The organism is Mojavia sp., assembly GCF_059505145.1.
Map to the genome: position 1 here is coordinate 220,006 of NZ_JCACKA010000124.1, position 23,074 is coordinate 243,079.

Genomic DNA, 23,074 nt, shown 5'->3' on the forward strand with positions numbered 1-23,074 from the left:
GAAGAGCAGAACAAATAATGAAGAGCAAGAAGCCTGATCTGGGTTGGCGAACCCTGTGGAACCCAAACTTTGGCGCACCTGCAGCACTCCTAATTCTCTATGTTGCAAACGCCGTCTTCACTCCGCGTTTCGCTACAATCAGCAACACATTGAATATGTTGCTCCAAGTATCCACAACAATGTTGGTTGCCGTTGGGATGACCTTTGTCATTGCCTCCCGTGGCATCGACCTCACGGTCGGCTCTACTATGGCATTGGTTTCAGTCATTGTGGCATTACTGATTAAGTATGGAATCACTGTTGCCATTCCGTTCGCTTTGAGCGCTGCTTTGTTGGTTGGTCTTCTCAATGGCTTTCTCATCTCACGTCTGAAACTTGATGCCTTAATCACTACCTTGGCAGCTCTCATCTTATGGCGTGGGATTGCTCAGGTTGTCGGGGACGGTAAGCTTGTTCCCTTCACTCATCCCACATTTGAAGCGCTCGGAAAGGGCTATCTCGGTTCTATACCAATTCAGGTTGTGATTGCGGCAGTCGTGATTGCAGGAGCTTTTTTCTGTATCCGATCTACGCTTTTTGGGCGTCATATCGTTGCAGTTGGCGGCAACGAGGAGGCCGCACGGCTTGCGGGTATCCGTGCGGAGCGCGTGAAATATATAGTCTATCTGATTAGCGCCCTGCTTGCCGGGTTTGCCGGACTCGTCGAGACAGCGAGGCTTGGCATGGGCGATCCCAGTAAGGTCGGTGTCAACGCAGAATTTGATGCGATCGCGGCCGTTGTTGTTGGCGGTACACCCTTCTCCGGTGGTCGTGCAAATGTCCTCGGCACTGTTGTAGGAGCTTTGCTCATGCAGGTGATTTCTACAAGTTTCAATATGCTCCTGATTCCGTTTACCTGGTCACTGGTTTTAAAGTCCGTAATCATTCTTTTCGCCATTTTTTTACAGCGTCCTAAGGAGGTCTAACGCATCATGGCTGCCACAAGGTCTCTGGCACTTGCAGGTTTGCGGTTCTCCAAGCGTCTAGCCAAGCTCCTCACCTCCCAAGGTGTCTTGCTCATGCTCCTTAGTTTGGCTGTTTTCGCATCGTTTCGTTATGAAACCTTCCTGACACCTGTTAATCTCATGAATATCATGCGACAGAACAGTATGCTCGCGATCGTGGCGCTGGGCATGACTGTCGTGATCCTAAGTGGGGGAATCGATCTGTCTGTGGGTTCCCTCGTTGCTCTAGGCGGTGTCGTCGCGGCAATGCTCGCTCCTCAAGGAAGCTTTGTGGCGATCGCCGGCGGCATTGCCAGCACCACGTTACTCGGTGTGGTCAATGGTCTTCTCGTGTCGCGTGCACGGCTCCAGCCGTTCGTTGTGACGTTATTCACTGCCAGCGCTGCACGGGGACTGGCGTTGAGCATCACCCAGGAAAGGTCAATTGCCGTATCATCGGCAGCATCGGGACTTGTTTGGCTGGGTAGGGGGTTCATTGGTTGGGTTCCTGTCCCCGTGCTTATAGTTGCGCTCTTATATTTTGCAGCTTGGTTTATGCTGCGCAGGAGCCGATTAGGTTTGCACATATTCGCTATCGGCAACAACGAGGAGGCCTCCCGGCTCATGGGCGTGAACCCAAACCAAGTGAAGCTTGTAGTCTACACATTCAGCGGTCTGCTTTCAGGACTTGCTGGTGTTATTCTCGCGGGTCGTCTAGGGGCAGGTCAGCCTGTGGCTGCCTTTGGCTGGGAGACGGATGCGATCGCCGCGACCGTCATGGGAGGAACATTTCTCGCAGGCGGTCAGGGAAGCGTGTTCCCGACGCTTATTGGTGTACTTTTGCTAGGAATGATGTACAACCTTTTAAATCTTGAGGGAACCATTACTCCTTGGTGGCAGCTCGTGCTTCGCGGTGCTTTCCTACTTCTAGTCGTGCTCTTCCAGCAGCGCATCGCGCAGAGGGACTAATGGGGAAACACACACCACTGATGATTTTATTGAGAAACAAAGTTACTTTTGTGCTAAGAATATCAATACTAGACAGGAATTGATGAGATATCTGAGAATTACTCTTAAAAGATATTTCAAGGACAGACTTGATTCATAATTCTTGCATTGGTAAATTTTTTAGCGAAATAGCACTACTGTAAATAAGCTGACTAATATTTTTATATTCGTATTTTCCCTTAAAAGTTAAATTTACTTTAAGAAAAAATAAACATTTTGTATACAGAAAAAATATGTAATAATATCGTTGACTGTATAATTTTACATCCTATTTTATAGGAGGAATTATGCCTGAAACTAGACCCGAAGATTCAAATTCACAAACAGTTCCATTCTTCGCCCGGTTCTTAGAAGGGCAAAACTTTGAAGAAATTTCTGATGAAGAATCAGAAGCAGTCAGTGGTGGACTCACAATTCAAAGTAGAAACTGCCCTTCTAATAATGAAGAGGGCGGTGGTGGTGTAGTAACAACACTAAAGTACCCTTCTGATAATGAAGATGTTGTTGTTGTAACGAAGAAGTACCCGTCTGATGGGGATGATTACGCTGTAACTCAGAAGTACCCCTCTGATGGGGATGATGATGCTTTTTCCCTCAAATGAGTCCTAGCTTTTGAGTACACCCAATCTCTGACTTTGACAAATATTTTCAGCAGATGAATTTTATTTACTTTGCCAACCTTGTAAAGGGTTGGTTTACTATTTTGTACTTGATTGATTAGTATTTTTACTAATTACTATGTTTTATGCAACATGAGCATAATGTAGTTTTATTAATTACTCATAGCGGTGATTACTTCACGATAGATAGAGTAGCAGAAGCTCTATTAAAACGAGGGGCACAGCCATTTCGCCTTGATACTGATAAATTTCCGATGACAGTTAAACTCCAGGCTTATTTGAGCAATTCAGAAAGCCATCATAGAGTGGAGTATGGCGATCGCTCATTTGACACGCAGCAGGTGCAAGCGGTATGGATGCGGCGCATTTGGGAACCTCATCTGAGTCAAGAATTAGCTCCAAAATTTCGATCTGCCTGTGCTAGAGAATCACTGGCTGTTTTAGACGGCTTTTGGGATAGTCTCAGAACAGCTCGTTGGGTAGATGATTTACAAAGAATTGACGCGGCAGAAAACAAGTTATGCCAATTGAGAGTGGCGGCGGAAGTTGGTCTTGTTATCCCTCAGACTCTGATCACTAACAACCCCAAACAAGCTAGAGAATTTTATCAGCAAGTCGAGGGCAAAATGATTGCCAAACTGCTCAGACCGCTTTCATACAGCATGGAAGGCTCCTCTTTTTTTATGTACACTAGCGCAGTCAAAGAAGAAGATTTAATTGATGCAGAAACACTGCGTTATTGCCCGATGGTTTTTCAAGAACAAATCTCCAAGCAGCAAGAATTACGGGCAGTATACGTGGATGGCAATTTATTTGTTGGGGCGTTAGATGCGTCTGGTTATGCAGCATCCACCCAAGATTGGCGACGTGCCAAACAAGATGCTTGTACGTGGCAAACTTATCAATTACCTGATGAAATTATTCGTCGTATTGATGACTTTATGAAACGGTTCGGACTAAAGTTTGGAGCGTTTGATTTTATCGTGACTCCAGCAGGAGAATATGTTTTTTTAGAAGTTAACCCTACAGGCGAGTGGGGAATGCTGGAGCGAGACTTAAATTATCCGATTTCCGATGCGATCGCCGATGCTCTACTGGCAAGGAATATTAAATTATAACTATTAATATGACTGTTTTAATTATCACTCACAGCCAAGATAACGAAAGTATTCCTCTGGTTACTCAAGCAATTGAAGCTTATGGAGAAAAAGTATTTCGGTTTGATACAGACCGATTTCCCACTGAAGTACAGCTAGATGTTTACTACGGCGATAGTGAGCAAGTCATTCTCACCACCGATGACCAAAAGCTAGATTTAAGCGAAGTAGGGGCAGTTTGGTATCGGCGGATTTCCATAGGGTCAAAAATTCCTAATACTATGGACAAGCAACTACGACAAGCTTCCATTCAAGAATCTCGTGTTACTGTTCAGGGGATGATTTCCAGTATCAGAGGTTTTCACCTTGACCCCCAACCAAATATTCGTCGCGCTGAAAATAAACAACTCCAACTGCAAGTAGCAAGAAAATTAGGTTTGGATACTCCACGCACTTTGACGACAAATAATCCCCAAGCAGTCAAGCAATTTGCCCAAGAATGTGAGCAGGGGATGATTACAAAAATGCTTTCTTCCTTCGCTATTTATGATCAGCAAGGACGCGAGAAGGTTGTGTTTAGTAATCCAGTTTCATCTGAAGATTTAGACAACCTTGATGGCTTGCGTTTTTGTCCAATGACATTTCAAGAGCAAGTACCAAAGGCTTTAGAATTGCGGACAACTATTGTCGGTAAGCGTGTATTTACTGCTGCGGTTGATTCTCAAGCTTTAGATCAGGCGCGTTACGATTGGCGCAAGCAGGGAATTGCTTTAATCGACGCTTGGCAAGCCTATAATTTACCTCAGGATGTTGAAGAAAAGTTGTTAAAACTGATGGCTCATTTCAGTTTAAACTATGGGGCGATTGATATTATTCTGACTCCTGATAATCGCTATGTTTTTTTAGAAGTTAACCCGGTTGGGGAGTTCTTTTGGCTAGAGCGTTGTCCTGGCTTACAAATTTCGCAAGCGATCGCGCAAGTTCTCCTCACTCATCAGCAATAACCATAATTATCCTTAGCCTTCTTCTAACTCGATTATAAAGTTTTGTAATAATTTGAAGATTCCTGCATAATTTTTGAATTTTGAAACGAGATCAGAATAGAAGCAGCAAGTAAAGCAAACAGTAAAAATTTATCAAGCATTCGCTAAAGCATCAGTTTAACTATGCTGTTAATGAAAGTTTGAGATATATGTTTTTGCTTCAATAAAGTTAGCTTATAGCTTAATTTTATTGGCTCTCTTCTCAACAAGCTAGACAATCTGACACCCTTATGTTCAGTTCTAAAATTGAGTCTGAGAGGCTTCCCAGATTGTCTCGATTGACTCTTACCCTTTCACATTATTTCTGTGAGTAAACAGGAAAAACACATGGCTGTAACCCCATCAGTTCAGAAAAATGTACTTCCCGGTCTAAATGCTAATGTCGTGGCCAATAACATCCCTGTCAAGTTAGTTAAAAATTTGCAAAGTGATCTGCTGACATCTGGCAACGTTGCAACTAGCACAGTGCGGCAATTGGAAACAGCTATCTTAGATTCAGAGCCTCGTCCTGGGGCTGGCCGAATTGTTGGTACATCTGAGGACGATTTCCTTGCAGGTACACCTGGGAACGATCAAATTTTTGGGCTAGCTGGCAATGATATTATCGTAGCCTTATCCGGTGAAGACCAAATTTTTGGTGACAACGGAGCGGATTTGATTGTTGCCGGCAGTGGCAACGATGTTATTGAAGGCGGGAGCGGTAACGATCAAATCTTTGGTGATGCTGGGAATGACGTGATTAATGGCGGCGATGGCGTTGACGTTATCAATGGGGGCGATAACAATGACCGCATCACCGGAGGTAATGGTGGAGACCGAATTTTTGGTGATGCTGGAAATGACTTGATTAATGGGAATGGAGGACTTGACAATATCAATGGTGGGGATGGCGCAGACATAATTTATGGCGATGCCGGGAACGATCGCGTCTTTGGGGGTTCTAGGAATGATGACATATTTGGCGGTATCGGTAACGATGCACTCAACGGTGATGCCGGAGATGATCTTGTAGAAGGTGGGGCTGGTAACGACAGCGTTTTTGGTGGCACTGGGGTTGGGAATGATACCCTCACTGGTGGAGATGGCGCAGATTTATTAATTGGTGGAGCTGGCAACGACTCCCTATCAGGTGGTAACGGAAATGATCGGTTGATTGGTGTTGAACCTTTTGCCCCAGGATTTGGATTTGGCCGCGGCGAACGTGATACCTTAACTGGCGGTTCGCAAAAGGATACCTTTGTCCTCGCAGCAGGCTCTGAAGTTTTCTATGTCGGTAACGGCAATAGTGACTTTGCTTTAATTACTGATTTCAATATTAATCAGGACTTTATCGAACTAACAGCGTCGCAGCCTCGTTCTGCCTTTAGCTTAGGTGCTTCTCCAACTAATCTCCCGTCAGGAACAGCAATATCTTTTGAAAAGGACTTGATTGCAATTGTTCAAGGAGTTTCGATTTCAGATTTTAGTACTGGTTTTATTTTTGCCTAACCAGCTCACAATCAAGTTCTAGAGAATCGGGAATCGGGAATTACAGAAAACTCAGACTCACAATGCATCCCTAAAACTGATTCTGCAAATAACTGATGCCGCTATTGTTTCTGTATCGCGGGTGCTTCAGTATGCAAAGGCGTTTTTGACAAACTTAAAAAGCGAGTTAGTCAAAAATGCCTTTGATTAATCAACAACTGATATCAAGTCCGGCTAATTAGTTATAATTCCCGAATCTATGCAGAAGAGCAACAAAACCCTTCTCCTCTGCTCGTCGACGGCAGTTGCTCCTCTGCTGCCTTAATGATAAGTCTTTAACCGGATGTGATATGAGTTGCTTTCAATTCTCTAGTTGATATTGCATTTATTGATTTAAAAGTAGAACGAAGGCATGTTAAAAAACTTCTGGTATGCTTGTGAACTCAGTTCAGCTATTACAAGCAAGCCCAAGCATTTAACTATGCTCAACCAAGAGTTTGTCCTGTACCGCAACTCTCAAGGGCAGGTGTTTGCTTTGTCCGATAGATGTCCTCATCGTGGCGCATCTCTATCTAATGGCTGGGTCGAGGACGGCTGTATCCGCTGCCCCTATCATGGTTGGAAATATCAAGCAGACGGTAGTTGTATTGAAATTCCTGCCAATCAGCCAGGTGTGCCTATTCCTAAGAAGGCACGTTTAAATACTTACCCAGTTCAAGAAAAATATGGTTTTATCTGGCTGTTCTGGGGAGATCTCCCTGAAAAAGAACGTCCCCCAATTCCATTACTTCCAGAATTTGATACCCCTGGATGGCGTGCTGTTTACGGTGAATTGCAATGGAACACTCACTATACTCGCGTATTAGAAAACGCGATTGATATCTCTCATGTGCCCTTTATTCATCGCAATTCTATTGGCAGCGGCATCGCAGATCAGCCAAGTATTGAAGAGTACGATGTGCGTGTAGGAGAGTGGAGTGCGAGTGCTACTGTCACAGCAAATCAGTCCAATAAAACTAGAGGCTTCTGGAAAACTATACTCAATAGGCAAGAGTCACGCCCTCTGAGAGTAACACTCTCCTTTTACATGCCCAGCATTAGTCGGTTGGAATTTGACTTTCCTATTGGTCATTTCAAAATAATCCTGTTTATTGCTCACATTCCGATTGACGCTAATACAACATTGAGCAAGTGGATTGTTCTACGCAACTTTATCACCTTACCTTTTGCTGATAGGGATGCGCGAAAGCGGGCTTTAAAAACCATGCTAGAAGATAAGCCAATTATCGAGTCTCAAATTCCCAAAGTTGTGCCTAATCATTTGACTGGCGAACTTCACGTTCCCTCCGACAACTTGTCAATAGTCTATCGTAAGTTCCGCAAAAAATGTCTAGATATGGGCTGGGGCGAGGAATCTGATGTCAACGTAGTAGATTATACAGATGATCAGATATCGACAGATTTCCTATATCAGCAGATTCAGGAGATTGCTAGGTTAGGGAACAGCTAATGTCTTTTAGCAAGAGACGCTATGAACTAAATTTACAACGAAGCAAGATAGGTCGATTGACATTCTGTGAAAATATGAAGAATGCAGATATGGCGGCTTTTTTGTATCCAACTTATACATTGGCCAATGTGGGGTTAGCACTTTGGAGCCTTAGCCTATTTAAACACCCACACAACATTAATACAACATTGCTACTGTTGGTGTTAGCTGGAATGACCTATGACAATTTTATAATTTCCATCGGTCGTTTGATTGATCAAGGTGCTTTGCTGGAATTACTTAATCGCTTGCGTTTTCTTTTCCACAATTTATTTGTACCGTTGTTGGTGGTGGTCGCTGTCAAACTAGCCAGCAACGCTGGTGTAGTATGGGCAAGCAACCCAACTGTGTACTATGGATGCTGGGTGATCGCTCTGGGACTGATTACGTTTGGATTGGTGAGCGACTTTGTTGGTCTAGAACTAATACCGATAACTTTTGCTGGTAGCTTGCGTTACAAGCCTAAAAGTTGTGGGTTGCCGATGCTGCCAATCTTGACTGCCTCACTGGTAGCTGTGATGGGATTCTTTATCTGGCGCGAAATCAATTGGCCATGGATGTTGGTGGGAACATTGGTGATGTTCTCTGGCAATGCTTTGCCGACACGCATTTTTGGTACTTTAGTTAGTTCAGCAGTTGACTTTGTATTTATCTTGGCTCTGCTAGCAACAGAGTTAATAGTGTACTGATTTCACCTTTACCAACCATTGGATTGTATCCATTGATTTTTATCTTCATCACCCTATTTCTAGACCTGTTGGGCAGTGGACTGCTGGTTCCGGTAATTCCCTTTTTGGTCAGAGAGTATAGCAAAGATGCACTGACGATTGGATTGCTGGCAGTTTCATTCTCTGCTGCACAGTTTATTGCCAGTCCAGTCCTGGGTGTTCTGTCCGATCGCTACGGTCGTCGTCCGGTCTTACTGATCAGTCTGCTCGGAACTACCTTGGGATACTTTATATTTGGATTCGCTAATGCCCTGTGGTTGCTTTTCGCCGCTCGACTGCTAGATGGCTTTACTGGCGGCAACATTTCCACTGCTCAGGCATACATTGCCGATATCTCTCCTCCTCAAGACCGTGCTAAGAATTTTGGGTTAATTGGGGCTGCATTTGGCTTAGGATTCATCTTTGGCCCTGCATTAGGTGGTTTACTCGGTCAAATTAGTCTGCAAGCCCCTGCTTTTGCTGCGGGAATCCTATCATTGGCGACTACTATATTTGGATTTTTTGCATTGCCAGAATCGTTACCACCGCAAAAGCGACTGCAAAGACCGATTCGGCTAAAAGAACTTAACCCCATTGCCCAGGTAGGTGATGTCTTACAACGTCCGGTACTACGGGGACTGCTGCTAGCAAACTTTGCTAAAAACTTCGCTTTCAGCGGACTACAAACTAACTTTGCGCTGTTCACCTTTGTGCGCTTTGGTTTGGGATCTGGAGCAAATGGCGCGATTTTTAGCTATATCGGAGTGCTAGCAGCTCTAATGCAGGGTCTGATTGTTCGGCGTTTGGTAAAACACTTTAGAGAGGAGCAGCTAGCAGTTGTTGGCTTTGGGATGATGGCTGTGGGATTTAGTTTGATTAGCTTTGTACCAACAATATGGATGCTTTATCCAGCACTGACCTTTATTCCAGTGGGTAGTGGTTTGGTAACACCAACGCTAATGGGGTTGATTTCCAAACAAGTTGCTATTCAGGAACAGGGTACGATTCTGGGAGCAAGTCAAGCGATCGCTAGTTTGACACAAGTAGTTGCCCCAGTGTGGGCAGGTGCAGTGTTTGACTACGTTGGTATCGGTGCGCCCTACTGGACGGGAGCCATCTGGTTGGTAGTTGCTGTGTGGTTAGTGGCGACATGTCAGATAAAAACTGAACGATAAACAATTTTTATCGTGATTTGATTGCGTTTTTTAGTGCAAAAGCAGGAGGCAAGTATGCTAAAAAACTTCTGGTACGCGTGTGAGTTCAGTTCAGCTATTACCAACAAGCCCAAGCGAGTTCCCCTTTTAAACCAGCAATTTGTCCTATACCGTAACTCACAAAAAGAGGTAGTGGCTTTTTTAGATCAGTGTCCCCATCGCGGTGCTGCTTTATCCAGTGGCTGGGTAGAAAATGATTGTATTCGTTGCCCCTATCATGGGTGGAAATTCCAAAATGACGGTACTTGTATTGAAACTCCCGCTAATCAACCTGGTGTGCCTATATCTAAGAAAGCGCGTCTAAAGACCTACTCAGTCCAGGAAAAATACGGTTTTGTCTGGCTGTTCTGGGGAGACCATCCCGCTCAAGAATGTCCCCCTTTGCCATCATTTCCCGAAGTAAAAGACCCGACTTTGCGACCTCTGCAATTTGAGTTTAAATGGAATGCTCACTATACCCGCTTAGTAGAAAATTCTATTGATCCAGCTCACTCAGCTTTTGTCCATGCTAATTCTTTTGGTAGTGGCATGGCCCAACAACCGCAGCTTCCAGAGTATGAAACTCATCTAGAAGATTGGGGCGGGAGTAGCTTGATCAATCTGAAGCAGCACACACCGAAAGGCATTTTCTGGAGATACACTCACCGCAAAAACCACTCACAAATCAAAACAATACGTTCTTTTTACATGCCTAATATTGTTTATAGTGATTTTGAGAGATTTATCAGCTTTGTTGCCCATGTGCCCGTTGACGATTACACTACCATTTCTAAATTCATCCAATTTCGTAGTTTCTTAACTCAACCTTGGGCAGATGCCATTTTCCGAAAGTATAGTTTAAAGATCAACCAGGAAGATAAGTTAGTAGTCGAGTCTCAACGCCCCAAAATACTTCCTTACAATTTAACAGATGAAATTCATACTCCCTCTGATGCCTTGTCACTTGCCTATCGCAAACTACGCAAAAAATGCCTAGATATCGGCTGGGCGATCGCTCCTCATATTACGTAACCAATTCCACTCTTAAATTACAAGTGTTTTGGCTTGGGGCTATGTTGAACAGTTGCCGCTTGCTCAGGATGACTACGACGCGCGATCGCACAGAAGTTGTCCAGGTCAATTGGGTTAAAGTTGGACTATGTTGGTTGAAGGTTTTTGTGGTCTGGTATAGTTGCTCAGATTTGCAGGTACTTCAATATGTGGATGTAATCGAGAATCATTTATGGGTGTAGCCGTCGTCAATTTTAAGGGAATTTCTCCTGCCCATACAGGTATTTGATAATCAACTTCATCATCAATAGGCCCGCCAGTGCGAATCTTTGCACTGGCTTCTGTTAGCGGTAAAGATAGTACTATAGTTCTGGCTAATTCGTTATGACTTGGCGATCGCACTTGCGACCACCTTCCCAAAATTATGTGTTCTGTAAATGCTTTTAAGGCAGCTAATTTTTGCTCTGTATCCTCGACCGATGTTGCTTTACCAAATACAACTACTGAGCGATAATTCATTGAGTGATGAAACGCCGATCGCGCTAATACTAACCCATCAATTAAAGTCACTGTTACGCAGACATCAATACCTTGTTGGAGCGATCGCAGCATTCGACTAGCAGGTGAGCCATGAATGTATAAAGTCTCCTCAACCCGTCCGTAGGCTGTAGGAATCACAAAAGGCTGTCCGTCTGCGACAAAACCTACATGACAAACTAATCCTTCATCCAATATTTGATAAATGATGTCGCTTTCATAGTTTGCTCGTTGGGGTATGCGTTTAACGGTTGTTCTTTGGCTGGGGGCTTTTTGTTCAGGCATGGCTGGAAATTTTTACTCTCTATCGTTAGAGTAATCAGGGAAGTGGAATGATACAAGTACCACTTTTTGATTAAATTACCAGTCCACTAGCCTCATTTGTAATATCATGTCCGTTTAAATAACCGTCATTGCGACCGAAGAGTAGCAATCCCAAAAACTTTGCGATTGCGTCGTTTCACTTCGTTCCACTCGCAATGACATATTCAGGGTGATTTGCCGGACATCATATAATTTGTAATTCAGAATGGACTTTGTTATTAGTATTGATCCAAAAGCAGCTTTACCTTTGCATCGCCAAGTTTACGAGGAACTACGTCAGGCTATTCTTTCAAGAAGATTAATCCCAGGAGCAAAACTGCCTTCAACGCGCGCGCTGGCTCAATTGCTTGGTGTTTCCCGCGCCACTGTTACGCAAAGTTATGAGTTACTGCTGAGTGAAGGTTATTTAGAAACAATTGTCGGGTCGGGAACATTTGTCTGTCGTCAACTTCCTGATGAATTACTAAACACCACACCGATTCAGGCAAAATCACAACTAGTTAATTCTTCAATACCCTTATCAGCCTATGGTGAAAGTTTGAGCGATCGAGCATTTTTACGCCTACCAGAAGCAGATGTAGAAATTAGCTTTAGTTATGGGCGACCAGCTTTTGATAAGTTCCCTATAGACTTGTGGCGTCAGCTATTGTCTCGCCATTGCCGCTCTGGACGAAACGTGCTTGACTATACTTATAATTCTATGGGATATCAACCACTGCGGGAGGCGATCGCTTGCTATCTATCTCGCGCCAGAGCGGTTAAGTGTGATTCAGACCAAATCATTATTGTTGGTGGTTCACAGCAGGGGCTTGACTTGATTACACGTATATTAATTGACCGTGGTGATTGGGTGGCGGTGGAAGAACCAGGTTATTTAGGCGCTAGACGAGCTTTTTTGGCGCAGGGAGCTAGTTTATTCCCTATATCTGTAGATCAATCCGGGTTAATAGTCAGTAGCCTAACAACAGATGTCATCCCTAACATTAAACTTATTTATGTCACCCCATCTCACCAATTTCCTACAGGTGCTACGTTATCTCTTCCTCGCAGGTTAGAATTATTAGCTTGGGCGCAGAAATCAGGGGTGATGATTATTGAAGATGACTATGACAGCGAGTATCGTTATGGTGAGCGTCCCATACCGGCATTGCAAGGATTAGACCAAGCTAACTCAGTGATCTATGCCGGTACATTCTCTAAAGTTCTATTTCCGGCTTTGCGTCTGGGTTATTTAGTTTTACCACAAAATTTAGTGCATATATTTGCTCGTGCGAAATGGCTAGCAGATCGGCAATGTAGTTTGTTGGAACAGTACGCCCTGACTGATTTTATTACTGAAGGACATTTAGAACGGCATATCAGACGGATGCGATCGCTCTACGACGGGCGCAGGCAAACTTTGGTGCAGTCCTTGTTTTCTTATTTCGGTGACAAAATTGAAATTCTGGGGGAAAATGCCGGAATGCACCTGATGGTCAAAATCAATACTAAACTCAGTGATGATGAAATAGTACAGCGTGCTGCTCTTGCTGGCGTAGGTATTGGGGCGGCGTATCCCCAATATTTAAAACATAGTCCTGGTGGTGAATTTATCTTAGGATATGCTGAACTCAATGAGCCGAAAATTCAAGAGGGAGTGCGCCGATTAGCTCAGGTCATACTAATTCAAAATTAAAAATACCGTTGTTAAGGTCGCGGTATAGCGAGCGTCTGAGGTCTTCATCAATCTTGGCGGGAAAACCTCAAGTGTAACGCAGTGGAACTTGGGAATGTTTCCTATTCTGTTGTAATTGTGTTGATTGATTAACTCTTAAACAAAAATTAGGCACAAACAAGGAAATTGTGCAAAGATAAAGAAAATCTTAAGAAATTAGAGACTTATGATCACTGCCAAAATAATGCAACAGCTTTGGGCTGTAATCGAGTCTACTAATGTCAGCACCTTACTCCAGTTTGATGATGTAGCTCTAGTGCAATTGCTTCTCCAGCAATTAAAAGCCAAGCAGGGACTCGACGCACAGGCAGATAGTAGCGTTGATACTTACATAAAATCTAAACTGCCTCTAATTCGAGACACTGCTGAAGGTCGATTATCTTTCGGGCAAGAGAATTATTAACTACAAAAATTCACCAATCAAATATGATGAATCACTGGCTAGGTATTGCCCTTGTAGCTTATCTAATTGGAGCGGCAATTGAAGGGTTAAGTACAGCCGGCCAGCTATCTCATTCATTGCCGGAACTAACTAAAGATACGGAAGACCAGCCATCAGAGTCTACTACTCCACGATTGGAGGACTGGCGTGTTTTTGTTGCCATTGGCTCTGTAAGTATTTGTGGAGCCTGCATTTGGCCTTGTCGCCTGCTTCACCGTTTAATTAAAGGGAACGTTTCATCTGAGGACTTGTAGCTCTCAAGCCATAGTGCTTTTTCTCAAATCTGTGTCTGTTTGAGTTGGAAATTCTCATCGAAATCAACGTCGAACTCAGCAGCGTTCTGTTATCGACTTCTTTACGTTAGCTTTACGCGCACATGCTGGTCATAAAATTATTTATCCTTCGCTTATCCCTTTTTCTGCCATCTAAATCCTTACCTTTTTTAGTAGTTGGGTATTCTAAATTATGAATCAACAGTATGAGCTAATTTACCCAACTATTGATTTATTTATTTATGACCTGAAAGAGGGTTTAGGGCAAGATAAAGAAAAAATTACAGAAAATTGTCAACAATTTTGGCAAAGAATTTATGGTAATCAGCTAAATAGTAAGCGCCTAGAAGAATTGCGCCAAGCTGAAACAGATAGTTCAGATGACATTGTGTTACTTGGTAATCAAAAAATTAAGACTTTTCAACCACCTTTAGATGGTTATTATTATCCTGTGCAATTGGGAGACACTTATGGACTTCAAATAGATTGCACTGCTAACTATATAACAGGCTATAAATACTCGCCTCAACCTATCACTTGCTTGCAGCAGGTACAAGCAGAGATTTTATCTAAAATTAATCAGCAAAAAGGTAAAATTGGTCAAAGTTGGTATATATGGGGTCAGCTGGCTATAGAGCATCAAGACCCAAAAGCTACTGCTCAAGCTTGCTATGAACAATTAAAATTAGACTCTCAGCAAGATTGGGAAGCTGATTTGAGAGGACAAGGAGAATTTTTTGGTGTAATTGTATTTGAACTTTGGCGGCTTCCTTCAGAATCGCAGCAGAGTGATGGCTATCACCTATTAATTTGTTTATTTCCCTATCAACTCAAAACAGATTTTATCAGAGAGGTGAATAAAACGCTGTCTCCAGAACTGATGCAATTATTTAGATACCGTAATAAAGCTATTTGGGCTTATTTTCAAAGCCGTACTATTAAAAGTAACTTAAAAATAGTAGCCAAATTAGCTCAAGGCATAGTTAATAATTTAAACGCAGAATCTCAATCTGCTGAAGTTAATATTAGTAATTTACAAAAAGTTCTTAAAAAGGCTCCAGAAATATTGTTAAAATATACTTATAATTTAGCTTATTTAGATGACCAACGCCGCACTGTTAATATCAACATCATTAATTATCAAAAACGTTGGCAAAAAATTCAAGGATTAGATAGTAATAGTGATTGGGAATTTTTACAAACATTCAGTGAGTTTGCCAAAGATAAGTTTTTAGTACAAATCGAAACAGACCACGCTTTTTACAGCCCAGGATTGGCATTAATGGAAAATTACATCAAGACCATACAGGGCATAATCGACCTAGAGCAAACCAAAAGCGATCGCACTCTTAATACTACAATAGCGATCGCAGGTATCGGGCTAGCAACTAGTCAAATCGCCTCTGCTGTTATCTTGGCAGAAATTCCGAAAAACAAAAACCCTCTCGCTTACCAAACCGAAGTATTTGCTGCAAGTTTGGGTATAGGCTTGATTTTTGCAGCGTTAACCTATATAGTGCTTCGGAGCTTTCGCCGCTAAATTACTTTGTGTACGAATGCGGTTTGTTTACTATGTCCACCCAACGCACAATCCAAAGCATATATACTGATGGCGCCTGCACAGGCAATCCTGGGCCAGGAGGTTGGGGTGTTGTTGTCTATTTTAGTGATGGTTCAATTCACGAAATGGGCGATGCATCTTCCCATACGACTAATAATAAAATGGAGATGCAAGCTGCGATCGCAGCTCTCCAATTTATGCACACATCTGGACAAGCTGAACCTATTACCCTCTATACCGATAGCGAATATCTAATCAACTCCGTTACCAAGTGGGTGAAAGGTTGGAAAAAGAAAGGTTGGAAAAAGGCGGATGGTAAGCCTGTGCAGAACCAAGACCTTTTGGAAACTTTGGACAACTTAAATAGTCATCTAATAAACTGGGAGTATGTTCGGGGACACTCTGGAAACGTCGGTAATGAGCGTTGCGATGTCATTGCTCGTGCTTTTGCTAGTGGTAAAAACCCATCTCTAAAACAATCTTTCCCCACGAATACTCACCAATCATTAGCACAACCAATTGAAATAAATGTAGCAAAAGTAACTGAATCTCCAGCAACCTCTACAATAATTGACACAAGGAACCAAGAAATCAGTACTATTGCATCACATATAACTATTATGGAGCCAACTATCGCAACCTCTGCTGCCTCAATCGACGATAAACCACCTGAAATGCGGGTGGCACAACTCCGTGACTTGGTAGAAACTCTACGTATTGCTGATGAAATTGCCACAAAAGGCTATTTAATCACCAGTTCTGAACTTGCCGACCTCATGGATGTTCACGCCAGCGCTGTCACTAGTCGGGGAGACCAGTGGCGCTGGCGGAACTGGATTGTATCACGAGTACGACGCGAAGGTAATCAAATTCTCTGGGAACTGGAACGCGGCGATCAAGTAGGAGGTGAGGAGGAATAGCAGCTTGTGCAGGGGAGCAGGGAGCAGGAGAGCACAGGGAGACAGAACAAATGATAAATGCTCAACCTAATGCCCCATGCCCAATGCCCCATGCCCAATTCGTCACGACTCAGCACTATATTTCCTTCCTCGCCATTCTCGTGGAGTACGGAAAGCAGATAAAAAGATTCGCAGCACAGCTATTGGATCAGCCAAAGGTGAAAGCCAGAATAACCAGCCACCTTTAGAACTTTTGCGATCGTAGGAAGGAGCGATCGCCAATAGCATAGCAAAGCGAATTACCAGCAAAAATAAATTTAACCCCAATAACAGGAGCAAGGGAGGCTGGGGAGGCTGAGGGGCAAGAAATAAATAACTCAGTAAAATTAGTAAAGGAAAACCCTGAACAGCTGAGAGTAGCCATAAATCTCCCCAAATTTGAGCGCGGGGAGATGCATCTTTGAGGTCGAGGCTGCGTCCCCATTCCTTCCATGTCTCTATTGCCCCTTCATACATCCGCACCTTTAACACCTTCGCGCCGTCTAAAAAGCCCACCTTAAACCCCTGAGCAGCAATATGCCGTGCTAAGGTGACATCATCACAAAAAGAACCACTAGCACTGGTATAACCATCCACAGCAGCTAACACAGAGCGACGGCATAAAAAGCACTGCCCATTAGCCATCACCCGTTCTGGTTGCTCTGTATTTACACCAGCTGGGTCAAATCGGTATAGCAGAGTCATCAACAATGCTGGTTGTAGCCAACATTCCCCTGGATATTTAAGAATGAACTGGGGTGACAGAGAAACCAAGTCATACCCTTGTGCTTCGGCTGTCTGCACCAAACCAGCCACTAAACCAGGATGGGGCACAGTATCGGCATCCATTCCCAGAAACCATTGGCTCTCTTGTGCAGTATGCAAAAAGCCATTGTGTAACGCCCAAGGACGACCCACCCAACCAGGGGGTAAAGGATCATCCGTAATCAGGCGAAAGCGAGGGTCTTTTTGTTGTGCGGCTTTTACCAAGTCAGGTGTGCCATCCTGAGATTTGCTGTCTACAACAATCACTTCCCGGACTTCATAACTTTGCTGGCTTAAGCCAGCTAAAAGCGGGCTAATGCGTAGAGCCTCGTTCAAGGTGGGAACGACAACGCTGACACTACCTAAAAGCTCCGGCTTTGGCTGTTGGGGTTGAATGGGGGGATGGCGTCTTGGCCCCTTTACCAAGCGCGAGAGCAGAATCGCTGTAGCTGGTAATTGGATTAGTAGCAATAAGAGCGATAAGGTGCTAACTGATATCAAAGCATCGTCCACTGTAAAAATATTCTGTTATTGAATTGGGCATGGGGCATTGGGCATTGAGCATGTGGCATTGGATAAAGAAGACAAGGAGCATGGGGGATGGGGGGACAAGAAGCAAGAGTTAATCATGGTTCTTTCCCCTTGTCCCCCTTCGGGTACTCTTCGAGAACCCCTTCGGGGAACGCAGTCGCCTGCGGAGGAGCCAGCGCGGTCTTGGGGGTCTCCCCCATGAGCGACTGGCGTTGGAAACCCTACCAAGAGCGCTGTCTCACCTTGTCTGCCTTGCACAAGCTGCTTTTTCCCATTCCCCATTCCCCAGCCCCTACTTCAAAGCAACTTTGACATTTGCCACGGAGATTTCTTGGGTTGCTGATTCTAAACTAAGTTGGTCTTGTCCGCTTGTGCCTTTCCACCAAAGTGCCACAGCCGGAGCAACACCAAGCAATAAGCCAAGCAATACTGGTATAGAAAAGCCAGCGGCCAAACTCATGACGGTAGCGAAGCCAAAGTTAGCTAAATAAACTGTCAAGGGTAGATTGAGTTGCGATCGCTCTAATTTAATTGGGTTGTTTCTCCATAACAGTGCTGCGACTGTCATAAATACAGCTCCTGTACCCATCCAACCAGCAAAGTTTTGGTAAGGCATCCCAAAGAAAGGCCCTGGCTGTTGCCAATACCAGAAAGGTAGAGAAGTTTGGCTCATGGCAGGATCAAGCACAAAATCCCAAGAAGTTAGCAACAAAGCGCCTAAGGCGATCGCACCAATGTGGCGCAAAAATGTGGGTTTTTTGTCTACTTCTAAACCAGCACGTGCCAGTAGGTAAGACACGCATCCCACATAAAACCACGACAAGGGAATTGTGAATGGAACTAAACCTGCAATTTTATAACCCAGTCCACTTAGGTAGCTATAGTGCCCAAAAGGAAACCCAGTGCTGGTTCCCGAAAGTTCGCTTCCTAGAGAAATAAACACTGATGGCAGCATAAATGCTAATGTGCGACCCAATCCCAATGTCCTGTAGGCATACAAAAAGACAGCCGCCGCACCCAAAATCATATAAACCACACCGCCTCCAGCCATACTCCATTGCATGGCTTTTTGTCCAACCTCGGCCAGGTTCATAATTACTTCAGCATTGGGTACGACTAGTAGTATGCCTACAAGCCCAAACACCATCGAAACGATATGACCAATGAGGCATACGCGTTCAGCAATAACAAGTTGTTTCATAGTAATTCCTTAACAAGATGTGACACGCGGCTAATCGGCTGCTAACAGTTTACAAATGTTTAAGAAAAAATTTAACTAATTCTCTGGTAATTCTCTGTAAAATTGTTTGGCTTTTTGAGCCAAAGTACCATAAACGATTGATGGAGCCTAGAAAATATAAGATGATGGAGTTATAGTCTCAGGCGTGAAATTCTCAATTTGTCTAATTCGCTTTCTGTGCGATCGCCTCCGCACTGCGCTCCGCGCAATCGCCTTTACGCCCACAGAATAAATTAGTCCTACCATACCGGGGCGACTTGAGGGAAGATAAGCATCACAAATTGCACAACCCTCTGTTACATACGACCTTGAGTTACCTTATATACTTGCAGATTAACGCCTTGACTTGCTACTAGGAATCAAACCCATGCCGATTTTGAAACAAGTTCCTTGGGTCTCCCTGATCCTATTACTACTTAGCTACAGTACCTTAGGCTGGGTAATATCAGAGACAAATCCCCGTGATTTCGTGTGGTTAATACTTGTGCTTGCTGTACTGGTTTTTATAGGCAGCTTGACCACTCCCTGGTATAAGCTGGCAAACTTTTCCAATGTTGTGTTTAAATCATCGCTGAGGACTTTTTTATCTAGCGTTTTACTAGCTTTCTTGTTCTTCGTGGTGGTTGCTTGGTTTCGTTTATTTCTTGATACCTTGCTGATTATTTCTGCGGCTATATTAGCGAAAATCGACTTTCAAACCGCTGGGTTTAAGCAATGGCAAGCTTTTTTGATTTTATCTATCCTATCGTTGACAGGTTTAGCCTTTGGTGCGGCTATGCACATCATGATGACAAACTACTTATTTATTCAGTGATTTGCACTTCTTCAAGAAATAAATCAGGATGGGCAATGCCCACCCTCATACTCTAGCTAGCTACGGACTCAGCTACAGACTCAGCTGTAGCAGCTGCGTAAACACTAACTTTTTTGCGGGTTTTGCCCTTTCTTTCAAAAGTTACAATACCGTCAACTAAGGCAAACAAAGTGTCATCGCTGCCAATACCAACGTTGTTACCTGGGTGAAATTTAGTGCCACGCTGACGCACAAGAATATTGCCAGCCCGGACAGTTTGACCGCCGTAGCGTTTGACACCCAGACGCTGGGCATTAGAGTCACGACCGTTGCGTGTACTACCTGTTCCTTTCTTATGAGCCATAATTTCCTCTTGTAGTTCTACTTCTTTTTATTATTCAACAGCAGCTTTCGCAGGCTGGTCTTCAGTATCAGGCGTTTGCGCGATCGCAACGTCTTCAGATGCTAACACTGCACCGTTGAGGTTGATCGAGTTAATCAAAAGTCTAGTAATTTCCTGGCGATGTCCCCGCTTTTTGCGGGTTTTCTTTTTGGGCTTCATTTTGTACACCAAGACTTTACGACCTCTGAAATGTCGCAACACTGTGCCTTCTACAGTCGCACCTGTCACTAGGGGTTGCCCAATGGTGACTTCGCCATCGTGCTGCACCAGTAATACTGCTTCTATAGTAACTTTTTCGTCTGGTTCAACCGTCAGCAGTTCAATATCGTAAAAGCGACCGGCTTCAACTTTTAGTTGTTTGCCGCCAGTTTCAATAATTGCGTAAGTCATGGAATTGTCCTTGAGGTTGCCGTACAGGTAGCTGGCTTTTATCCCCTGTAGAGAAGCGTTATCGCTTTTGCCAGCTTTTGCAGTATGTCTACCTGATCCGAGCAGGAATTAGACAGACAATCTAAAATTATATTTTATTGAGCAGTACTAAGTCAATAAACTTCTAGCAGGGAATAGGGAACGGGAGCAGAAAACACAATTTATTTGTGTTGCGTCAAACAAAATGCTCGGATTTTCTGAAATATGGATTTGTGCTTGTGTAGTTAAGCGAGACACAGAACAGCACCAAAAAATCTGAGCAACGATATCTGTTGCTCAGATTTTCTCTTATTGCTATAAATTTGCTGCATCCCGCTAATATCTTTTTGTTCTAAAAGGGCAAAAGCTTTTTTGATTTTTTTCAGTTTTAGGAAAATAAAGTTTTATAGCAACTGTATTAACTCTACTCATCAAGCATGAGTTAGGATGGCTATATTTTAACCGCCTAAGATGAAACGAATAGAAGTTGAAGAAAGAACAATTTTGATTGGTTTGGCAGGTAGCCACGGTTATGGATTAAATCGCCCTGAGTCTGATTTTGATTATCGTGGTGTTTTTATCGCGCCTAAGAGGTACTATTTGGGATTTGATCGCATAGAACAAAAAGATACTGGTTGGGATGAACCAGGAATGTTTCCATTTTTGGATAGTAATAAAGATACAGTCATATACGAGTTAAAGAAAATCCTTCAGTTATTAGCTGGAGCTAATCCTAACGTTTTAGAATTGTTGTGGTTACGTAACTATCCTGTACTAACGACCGTAGGGCAGAAATTAATTAACCACAAACAACTATTTTTGAGTAAGAAAGTAAAACATACTTACTCTGGTTATGCCTTTGCCCAAATCAAAAAGATGGAAACTCATCGTAAGTGGTTATTAAATCCACCACAAAAAAAGCCATTACCATCCGATTTTGGCATTGAAGACGAAGTACCATTAATCAAAGATGAGCTAAATGCTTTTTTGGAGTATCTTTATCTCTTAATTAGAGGACGGATTGAATTTCTAGAAGAAGCTGAACATTTATATCGATTGCTGACGGCAGATATTGATTTTAAGGGAGTATTGAAACAATATTCTTTACCTGATGAAACTTTAGAATACACACAAAAATTAACTAATAGCCGTAAGGATTTTATTCGCCTACTTCAAAAAAGCCAAACTTATCAAGTAGCTTTAAGAGAATGGAAGGCTTACTTATCATGGCAGGAAAATAGAAATCCAGTGAGGGCAGAAATGGAAAGAAAGTCGGGTTTCGACCTCAAGCATGGTATGCATTGCATTAGATTGCTACGCAGCGGACTCGAAATATTGCAAAAAGGAGAAGTGATTGTAGATAGGAGAATAGCTGGCGATGCTGATAATTTAAAAGCTATTCTTCAGGGTGTATATTCTTATGAGCAAGTAATGAAAATGGCAGAGGAATTGGTTGCTGAAATGGAAACTGCTTATGAACAATCAAACCTTGCTCACAAACCAGACTTAGAGCAAATTAATGAATTATGTATGGAATTAGTAGAAATGCAAGGTTGGTAAGTAGTGGTGAGTGCTGAGTTTTGAGTTTTGAGTTTTGAGTTGTGAATGGAACTCTACCGAGAGGGCTACCTCACCACAGAAGCGTCTATGAGAAATCGTAACTGAATCGGATGTTGTCTTTCTCGATACCGTCGAGTACGACTTGCAGTCCACCCATACGAATCATCCACTCCAGGCGATGGTCACGGTACTCACGTTTGAGTAGACCCTGCTCAAGGAGTTTTGAAAATTGCTCCAAGCCTGCAAGTGAGTCGTTTGCTTCCTGTAACGTTTGAGCAATGCTTGGACGCTGATTGACTCGCTCGAACCAATTTGCAAGTGGGGAGCCTGCTTCGGGTGCAATGCCAAATGCGACTAATGACGTGTTGATGTAAGGAACTACACAGAGGTCGCTCCAGCCAAAACAATCGCCGTTGAACCATTCGCCTTCGCCTAGCTGCTTGGTTAGCCATTGGTAGCAGTTTTTTGCCTGTTGTTTGGCATTGGTGGTAATTGTTTCGGCAAGCTCACCCTTCGCCCGACCAAAGAAGTTGATTTCAGCCAGCCCCCAGTTAATAGGCTCGTAGTAGGTGTCCATGACTTCTTCTATCATGCGGACACGGGCACGGTCTGTTGGATTACTGGAGAGTAGGGGTGGTGAAGGCCATTTTTCTTCGATGTACTCAAGGATGATTGTAGAGTCGAATATCTTAGCATCGCCGTCAATCAGGGCAGGCATTTCCCGGCGAGGATTGGCTTCCAAGAACTCGCTACCTCCAAACCCGCCTCCACTCACATCAGGTGTTTTGGACTCAAACTCAATTCCCTTTTCACGTAAGGCAATTTTGACCTTCTGTGCATACGGAGATAGGGGATGTTCGTAGAGGATAATCATTGAGTAAATATTCCCTGCTACTTAGAATAATTTC

The 23,074-nt window shown here is 43.5% G+C and carries 23 protein-coding genes; 17 read left to right on the forward strand and 6 right to left on the reverse strand.

Annotation, left to right across the window (positions count from 1 at the left end; all coding sequences use genetic code 11):
- The first annotated feature begins 17 nt into the window (after positions 1–17).
- From AC5JL8_RS34195 to AC5JL8_RS34240, 10 genes are all read left to right on the forward strand, one after another.
- Entirely contained in the window at positions 18–965 is a 948-nt protein-coding gene (locus AC5JL8_RS34195) for an ABC transporter permease (protein ID WP_495884133.1), read from the forward strand.
- A gap of 6 nt (positions 966–971) precedes the next feature.
- Positions 972–1,952 carry an ABC transporter permease gene (locus AC5JL8_RS34200; RefSeq protein WP_495884134.1) on the forward strand — a complete coding sequence of 327 codons (981 nt, stop codon included), beginning with the start codon at positions 972–974 and terminating at the stop codon, positions 1,950–1,952.
- A 326-nt stretch (positions 1,953–2,278) separates the two neighbouring features.
- The gene (locus AC5JL8_RS34205) at positions 2,279–2,593 is read left to right on the forward strand and encodes a microviridin/marinostatin family tricyclic proteinase inhibitor (RefSeq protein WP_495884135.1); all 315 of its coding nucleotides are present in this window, start codon (positions 2,279–2,281) and stop codon (positions 2,591–2,593) included.
- 143 nt (positions 2,594–2,736) lie between these two features.
- Positions 2,737–3,729, forward strand: a complete 993-nt coding sequence (locus AC5JL8_RS34210; RefSeq protein WP_495884136.1) for an MvdC family ATP-grasp ribosomal peptide maturase — start codon at positions 2,737–2,739, stop codon at positions 3,727–3,729.
- An 8-nt stretch (positions 3,730–3,737) separates the two neighbouring features.
- Entirely contained in the window at positions 3,738–4,712 is a 975-nt protein-coding gene (locus AC5JL8_RS34215) for an MvdD family ATP-grasp ribosomal peptide maturase (protein ID WP_495884137.1), read from the forward strand.
- Positions 4,713–5,078: 366 nt separating this feature from the next.
- Positions 5,079–6,239, forward strand: coding sequence for a calcium-binding protein (locus AC5JL8_RS34220; protein ID WP_495884138.1), 1,161 nt, complete (start codon positions 5,079–5,081; stop codon positions 6,237–6,239).
- A 391-nt stretch (positions 6,240–6,630) separates the two neighbouring features.
- Entirely contained in the window at positions 6,631–7,728 is a 1,098-nt protein-coding gene (locus AC5JL8_RS34225; protein WP_495884139.1) for an aromatic ring-hydroxylating dioxygenase subunit alpha, read from the forward strand.
- Complete coding sequence (locus tag AC5JL8_RS34230) at positions 7,728–8,456, forward strand: hypothetical protein (RefSeq protein ID WP_495884140.1); 729 nt, start codon at positions 7,728–7,730, stop codon at positions 8,454–8,456. Before AC5JL8_RS34225 ends, AC5JL8_RS34230 begins: the two co-directional genes overlap by 1 nt.
- 32 nt (positions 8,457–8,488) lie before the next feature.
- Complete coding sequence (locus AC5JL8_RS34235; protein ID WP_495884141.1) at positions 8,489–9,649, forward strand: MFS transporter; 1,161 nt, start codon at positions 8,489–8,491, stop codon at positions 9,647–9,649.
- Between the two features lie 54 nt (positions 9,650–9,703).
- Complete coding sequence (locus AC5JL8_RS34240; protein WP_495884142.1) at positions 9,704–10,699, forward strand: aromatic ring-hydroxylating dioxygenase subunit alpha; 996 nt, start codon at positions 9,704–9,706, stop codon at positions 10,697–10,699.
- 114 nt (positions 10,700–10,813) lie between these two features.
- On the opposite strand, the gene AC5JL8_RS34245 is transcribed toward AC5JL8_RS34240, so the two are convergent.
- The gene (locus AC5JL8_RS34245) at positions 10,814–11,500 is read right to left on the reverse strand and encodes a pyridoxamine 5'-phosphate oxidase family protein (RefSeq protein WP_495884143.1); all 687 of its coding nucleotides are present in this window, start codon (positions 11,498–11,500) and stop codon (positions 10,814–10,816) included.
- Between the two features lie 244 nt (positions 11,501–11,744).
- Here AC5JL8_RS34245 and pdxR point away from each other — a divergent pair, with 244 nt between their 5' ends.
- The 5 genes from pdxR to rnhA all read left to right on the forward strand — a co-directional run bounded on the left by pdxR (position 11,745) and on the right by rnhA (position 16,448).
- Positions 11,745–13,214 (forward strand): MocR-like pyridoxine biosynthesis transcription factor PdxR, encoded by a 1,470-nt coding sequence (gene pdxR, locus AC5JL8_RS34250; protein WP_495884144.1) that lies wholly within the window; start codon positions 11,745–11,747, stop codon positions 13,212–13,214.
- Positions 13,215–13,419: 205 nt separating this feature from the next.
- Positions 13,420–13,656 (forward strand): hypothetical protein, encoded by a 237-nt coding sequence (locus AC5JL8_RS34255; RefSeq protein WP_495884145.1) that lies wholly within the window; start codon positions 13,420–13,422, stop codon positions 13,654–13,656.
- Between the two features lie 26 nt (positions 13,657–13,682).
- Positions 13,683–13,949 carry a hypothetical protein gene (locus AC5JL8_RS34260; protein ID WP_495884252.1) on the forward strand — a complete coding sequence of 89 codons (267 nt, stop codon included), beginning with the start codon at positions 13,683–13,685 and terminating at the stop codon, positions 13,947–13,949.
- Between the two features lie 211 nt (positions 13,950–14,160).
- Positions 14,161–15,507 (forward strand): hypothetical protein, encoded by a 1,347-nt coding sequence (locus AC5JL8_RS34265; protein ID WP_495884146.1) that lies wholly within the window; start codon positions 14,161–14,163, stop codon positions 15,505–15,507.
- Positions 15,508–15,539: 32 nt separating this feature from the next.
- Positions 15,540–16,448, forward strand: a complete 909-nt coding sequence (gene rnhA, locus AC5JL8_RS34270; protein ID WP_495884147.1) for a ribonuclease HI — start codon at positions 15,540–15,542, stop codon at positions 16,446–16,448.
- 102 nt (positions 16,449–16,550) lie between these two features.
- Here rnhA and cruG read toward each other — a convergent pair whose 3' ends face one another.
- Together cruG and cruF are read right to left on the reverse strand one after the other, a co-directional pair.
- Positions 16,551–17,744 (reverse strand): 2'-O-glycosyltransferase CruG, encoded by a 1,194-nt coding sequence (gene cruG / locus AC5JL8_RS34275; RefSeq protein ID WP_495884148.1) that lies wholly within the window; start codon positions 17,742–17,744, stop codon positions 16,551–16,553.
- A gap of 310 nt (positions 17,745–18,054) precedes the next feature.
- A complete protein-coding gene (gene cruF, locus AC5JL8_RS34280; protein WP_495884149.1) occupies positions 18,055–18,963 on the reverse strand; it encodes a gamma-carotene 1'-hydroxylase CruF in 909 nt (302 codons plus the stop codon).
- 406 nt (positions 18,964–19,369) lie between these two features.
- On the opposite strand from cruF, the gene AC5JL8_RS34285 reads away from it, so the two are divergent.
- A complete protein-coding gene (locus AC5JL8_RS34285; protein WP_495884150.1) occupies positions 19,370–19,816 on the forward strand; it encodes a hypothetical protein in 447 nt (148 codons plus the stop codon).
- A 52-nt stretch (positions 19,817–19,868) separates the two neighbouring features.
- Here AC5JL8_RS34285 and rpmA read toward each other — a convergent pair whose 3' ends face one another.
- Positions 19,869–20,159: a 50S ribosomal protein L27 gene (gene rpmA / locus AC5JL8_RS34290; protein ID WP_495884151.1), complete on the reverse strand. Its 291-nt coding sequence runs from the start codon at positions 20,157–20,159 to the stop codon at positions 19,869–19,871.
- A 30-nt stretch (positions 20,160–20,189) separates the two neighbouring features.
- Positions 20,190–20,588, reverse strand: a complete 399-nt coding sequence (gene rplU / locus AC5JL8_RS34295) for a 50S ribosomal protein L21 (RefSeq protein ID WP_495884152.1) — start codon at positions 20,586–20,588, stop codon at positions 20,190–20,192.
- Between the two features lie 489 nt (positions 20,589–21,077).
- On the opposite strand from rplU, the gene AC5JL8_RS34300 reads away from it, so the two are divergent.
- Positions 21,078–22,166 (forward strand): nucleotidyltransferase domain-containing protein, encoded by a 1,089-nt coding sequence (locus AC5JL8_RS34300; protein WP_495884153.1) that lies wholly within the window; start codon positions 21,078–21,080, stop codon positions 22,164–22,166.
- A gap of 85 nt (positions 22,167–22,251) precedes the next feature.
- Here the strand turns inward: AC5JL8_RS34300 and AC5JL8_RS34305 are convergent, their stop codons facing one another.
- Complete coding sequence (locus AC5JL8_RS34305; RefSeq protein WP_495884154.1) at positions 22,252–23,040, reverse strand: glutathione S-transferase family protein; 789 nt, start codon at positions 23,038–23,040, stop codon at positions 22,252–22,254.
- Positions 23,041–23,074 lie beyond the last annotated feature (34 nt).

Bases quoted from the DNA above. Each gene is read 5' to 3' on its own strand.
- AC5JL8_RS34225 (WP_495884139.1), top strand. From the start codon at position 6,631: ATGTTAAAAAACTTCTGGTATGCTTGTGAACTCAGTTCAGCTATTACA.
- AC5JL8_RS34205 (WP_495884135.1), top strand. From the start codon at position 2,279: ATGCCTGAAACTAGACCCGAAGATTCAAATTCACAAACAGTTCCATTC.
- cruF (WP_495884149.1), bottom strand. From the start codon at position 18,963: ATGAAACAACTTGTTATTGCTGAACGCGTATGCCTCATTGGTCATATC.
- AC5JL8_RS34195 (WP_495884133.1), top strand. From the start codon at position 18: ATGAAGAGCAAGAAGCCTGATCTGGGTTGGCGAACCCTGTGGAACCCA.
- AC5JL8_RS34200 (WP_495884134.1), top strand. From the start codon at position 972: ATGGCTGCCACAAGGTCTCTGGCACTTGCAGGTTTGCGGTTCTCCAAG.
- AC5JL8_RS34285 (WP_495884150.1), top strand. From the start codon at position 19,370: ATGCCGATTTTGAAACAAGTTCCTTGGGTCTCCCTGATCCTATTACTA.
- AC5JL8_RS34210 (WP_495884136.1), top strand. From the start codon at position 2,737: ATGCAACATGAGCATAATGTAGTTTTATTAATTACTCATAGCGGTGAT.
- AC5JL8_RS34300 (WP_495884153.1), top strand. From the start codon at position 21,078: ATGAAACGAATAGAAGTTGAAGAAAGAACAATTTTGATTGGTTTGGCA.
- AC5JL8_RS34240 (WP_495884142.1), top strand. From the start codon at position 9,704: ATGCTAAAAAACTTCTGGTACGCGTGTGAGTTCAGTTCAGCTATTACC.
- rnhA (WP_495884147.1), top strand. From the start codon at position 15,540: ATGTCCACCCAACGCACAATCCAAAGCATATATACTGATGGCGCCTGC.
- AC5JL8_RS34220 (WP_495884138.1), top strand. From the start codon at position 5,079: ATGGCTGTAACCCCATCAGTTCAGAAAAATGTACTTCCCGGTCTAAAT.
- AC5JL8_RS34230 (WP_495884140.1), top strand. From the start codon at position 7,728: ATGTCTTTTAGCAAGAGACGCTATGAACTAAATTTACAACGAAGCAAG.
- AC5JL8_RS34245 (WP_495884143.1), bottom strand. From the start codon at position 11,500: ATGCCTGAACAAAAAGCCCCCAGCCAAAGAACAACCGTTAAACGCATA.
- AC5JL8_RS34260 (WP_495884252.1), top strand. From the start codon at position 13,683: ATGAATCACTGGCTAGGTATTGCCCTTGTAGCTTATCTAATTGGAGCG.
- pdxR (WP_495884144.1), top strand. From the start codon at position 11,745: ATGGACTTTGTTATTAGTATTGATCCAAAAGCAGCTTTACCTTTGCAT.
- rpmA (WP_495884151.1), bottom strand. From the start codon at position 20,159: ATGGCTCATAAGAAAGGAACAGGTAGTACACGCAACGGTCGTGACTCT.
- AC5JL8_RS34215 (WP_495884137.1), top strand. From the start codon at position 3,738: ATGACTGTTTTAATTATCACTCACAGCCAAGATAACGAAAGTATTCCT.
- AC5JL8_RS34255 (WP_495884145.1), top strand. From the start codon at position 13,420: ATGATCACTGCCAAAATAATGCAACAGCTTTGGGCTGTAATCGAGTCT.
- rplU (WP_495884152.1), bottom strand. From the start codon at position 20,588: ATGACTTACGCAATTATTGAAACTGGCGGCAAACAACTAAAAGTTGAA.
- AC5JL8_RS34305 (WP_495884154.1), bottom strand. From the start codon at position 23,040: ATGATTATCCTCTACGAACATCCCCTATCTCCGTATGCACAGAAGGTC.
- AC5JL8_RS34265 (WP_495884146.1), top strand. From the start codon at position 14,161: ATGAATCAACAGTATGAGCTAATTTACCCAACTATTGATTTATTTATT.